Here is a 2,583-nt window from a genome sequence, read left to right as displayed (position 1 = left end):
CATCGCCGGATTATCCATGATCTGACAGCCGTCCCTTATAGGATGCGGGTTCACTAGGCATCGTAGTGGAACATATTCTTACCGGGCCATACAACAAACCCACCAATAATTCAAGACGTCCTCCACGGGGCGCTTACTGTGTAACGGCAGCTTTTGCCATGCGCGGCCGTTCCCGTTCCTGTCGCTACCGGACTATCTCGAAGGCGGGTGTCCCCGACCGGTGGAGGACTGGCCCGTTGATGATATGTTTAGCGACAGGGAGCGGGGCATCATTTTTTTATCGCTGCAGCGCCTGAGCAGCAAGCGCATTGGGCAGCGGCTCCAGATACCGCATCGCACGGTAGAAAACCGTCTGCAGGTTATCTATCACAAGATAGGTATCCACAATGTCCGACAACTAGATGACTATTGTCGCCAGCATGGGATGATGTTCGCCATTCCCCCGCAATGGCGACCCCGCGTCAGTCATGTCATTAACCCGTAGTGCCCGGTACGTGGTCGCCTCTGACGGCCGCGTATTCGCGGGAAGGGAGACCTGCTGGTATGATACCCATAAGCACCATCAAGCAAGAGAATAAAACCGATGACCGAACCCAAGAGCCCCTTGCTCAGTATCAGACGCAAGCCAAAAATCACTGTGAATCCGAAGCATGCCGAGAAACCCGCGCCGGCGCCAAAACCGGCGAAGCCGCCGAAGGCAAAGGCACCGAAGCCGGTCAAGGAAACAAAGCCGAAACAGCCGCCGCCCAAACCCCTGAGTCGGGAAGAGCGCATCGCGAGGAACCGGGCGAAAAAATTACGCCGGGGTCAGGAGGCCATCGCCAGTCTGGTGGCACACTGGCCGCAACTCTTCAGTCTTGAACAGCCTAAGCCGCTCAAAACTGGCATTGTGGCGGATATCCTTGACGATATCCAGGCGCGTGAACTGGAGCTAACCCGCGCCAAGGCCAGCGCGGCGCTGATGTTCTATACGCAAACGCCAGCCTATCAGCGAGCGGTCCATGCCGGTGGTAGTCGGTTTGACCTCAGCGGGCAGTCCTGTGGCGAAGTGACTGAGGAGCAGCAGGCCCATGCCCTGAAGCAGCTGGAGAAATGGCGTACTGCACCAGAGGATACGGCATCGTCGCCATAAATAAAAAATGTAGTCTGACGCAGTATCATGCCAATAAGTTTGATTATTTCACGCCTGTAGTGAATGCGTTATGACGCGTCTCACCGCGTGCGCTTTTCTTTTAATCTCATTGGCGTTAAAAAGACCGGAAGGACAGTATGTTGACGAAATTTAAGCGGCTTGCTGAACTGGCCGCACGATACGAGCGTGAGAAACACTGGTTATCCGCGGCTCAGCAATGGGATGCGGTGGCCGAGCAGTCCACGCGATCAGATAATGACCATTGGGCACGATGCCGTGCCGATCATTGTCGCCAGCAGGCTGCTCTGGAGGAGGATGCCGAATAATTTTCGCCATGACCCGTCTTCACTCCAACACCTGACGGGCAGCGTTGAGCGGGTGACGTTTCACAGTGAGGCGACGGGATTTTTTGTGGTCAGGGCTAAAGTAGCGGGCCATCGGGATCTGGTTACCGTCACCGGCAATACCCCGGCCATTACGACCGGCGAGTATATTGAATGCCAGGGTGTCTGGTTTAATGATGTTAACCACGGCATGCAGTTCAAGACCCACCAGGTGAAAACCATTATCCCGACCACGCAGGAAGGTATGGAGAAATACCTGGGCTCAGGGATGGTGAAAGGGATTGGACCGGGCTTTGCCCGCCGGCTGGTCCGTTTTTTCGGCGATGCCGTTTTTGATGTTATAGAGCGCCATCCCGAACGATTGCTGACATTGTCAGGGATAGGAAAAAAACGCCAGCAACAGATTACCGCCGCCTGGGCCGAGTAGAAAGTGGTCAGGGAGATCATGGTCTTTTTGCAATCGCAGGGTGTAGGAACCGCCAGGGCGGTGCGAATATATAAAACCTATGGTGATGAGGCCATCAGGAAGGTGCGTGAAAATCCCTATCGGCTTGAGTTAGATATTCACGGCATTGGTTTTAAGACCGCCGATCAGATTGCTCAGAATATGGGCATTGATCCGCACTCTCTTATTCGCGCACAGGCAGGGGTACGCCATGTTTTACAGGAGTTATCGGGACAGGGGCATTGCGCCGAAGAGCAGGGGGCATTAATTCATCAGACGCATAAGCTGCTCGCTATTCCTGAGTCGATCATACAGGAGGCTATCACGACGGAGCTTGCTGCCCGTCATCTTGTTGCGCAACCCGTCGAGGAAGATATCTGGCTGTTCCTGACGCCGCTTGCCCTCGCAGAGCAGGGCGTGGCGGGGCATCTGAAACGCCTGGCGGCGGGTCTCCCTCCCTGGGGCGCGCTGGCGTTGAGCAAGGCGATCCCCTGGGTTGAAAAACGCAACAGGATAACCCTGTCGTAAGCGCCCCGTGGAGGACGTCTTGAATTATTGGTGGGTTTGTTGTATGGCCCGGTAAGAATATGTTCCACTACGATGCCTAGTGAACCCGCATCCTATAAGGGACGGCTGTCAGATCATGGATAATCCGGCGATGA

General features: G+C 55.2%; 6 protein-coding genes. All 6 read left to right on the top strand.

The features are described from left to right. Positions 1-65 precede the first annotated feature (65 nt). The 6 genes from ACMX3H_RS18170 (at position 66) to ACMX3H_RS18145 (ending at position 2,449) form a co-directional block, all read left to right on the top strand. Positions 66-296 (top strand): hypothetical protein, encoded by a 231-nt coding sequence (locus tag ACMX3H_RS18170; RefSeq protein ID WP_415211793.1) that lies wholly within the window; start codon positions 66-68, stop codon positions 294-296. Continuing rightward, complete coding sequence (locus tag ACMX3H_RS18165) at positions 245-484, top strand: LuxR C-terminal-related transcriptional regulator (protein WP_415211794.1); 240 nt, start codon at positions 245-247, stop codon at positions 482-484. The genes ACMX3H_RS18170 and ACMX3H_RS18165 overlap by 52 nt, the downstream gene beginning before the upstream one ends. A 153-nt stretch (positions 485-637) precedes the next feature. After that, positions 638-1,132: a ProQ/FINO family protein gene (locus ACMX3H_RS18160; protein WP_415211792.1), complete on the top strand. Its 495-nt coding sequence runs from the start codon at positions 638-640 to the stop codon at positions 1,130-1,132. Positions 1,133-1,269: 137 nt separating this feature from the next. Further along, positions 1,270-1,458 (top strand): ANR family transcriptional regulator, encoded by a 189-nt coding sequence (locus ACMX3H_RS18155; RefSeq protein ID WP_415211791.1) that lies wholly within the window; start codon positions 1,270-1,272, stop codon positions 1,456-1,458. Then, a complete protein-coding gene (locus tag ACMX3H_RS18150; RefSeq protein WP_415211790.1) occupies positions 1,448-1,903 on the top strand; it encodes a helix-hairpin-helix domain-containing protein in 456 nt (151 codons plus the stop codon). The genes ACMX3H_RS18155 and ACMX3H_RS18150 overlap by 11 nt, the downstream gene beginning before the upstream one ends. An 18-nt stretch (positions 1,904-1,921) precedes the next feature. Continuing rightward, positions 1,922-2,449, top strand: a complete 528-nt coding sequence (locus ACMX3H_RS18145; protein WP_415211789.1) for a helix-hairpin-helix domain-containing protein — start codon at positions 1,922-1,924, stop codon at positions 2,447-2,449. The last annotated feature ends 134 nt before the right edge of the window (positions 2,450-2,583 follow it).

This window comes from Sodalis sp. (in: enterobacteria) (genome assembly GCF_047607725.1).
GTDB lineage: Bacteria > Pseudomonadota > Gammaproteobacteria > Enterobacterales > Enterobacteriaceae > JBLKSS01.
This window is presented reverse-complemented; position numbering and strand designations above follow the sequence as displayed.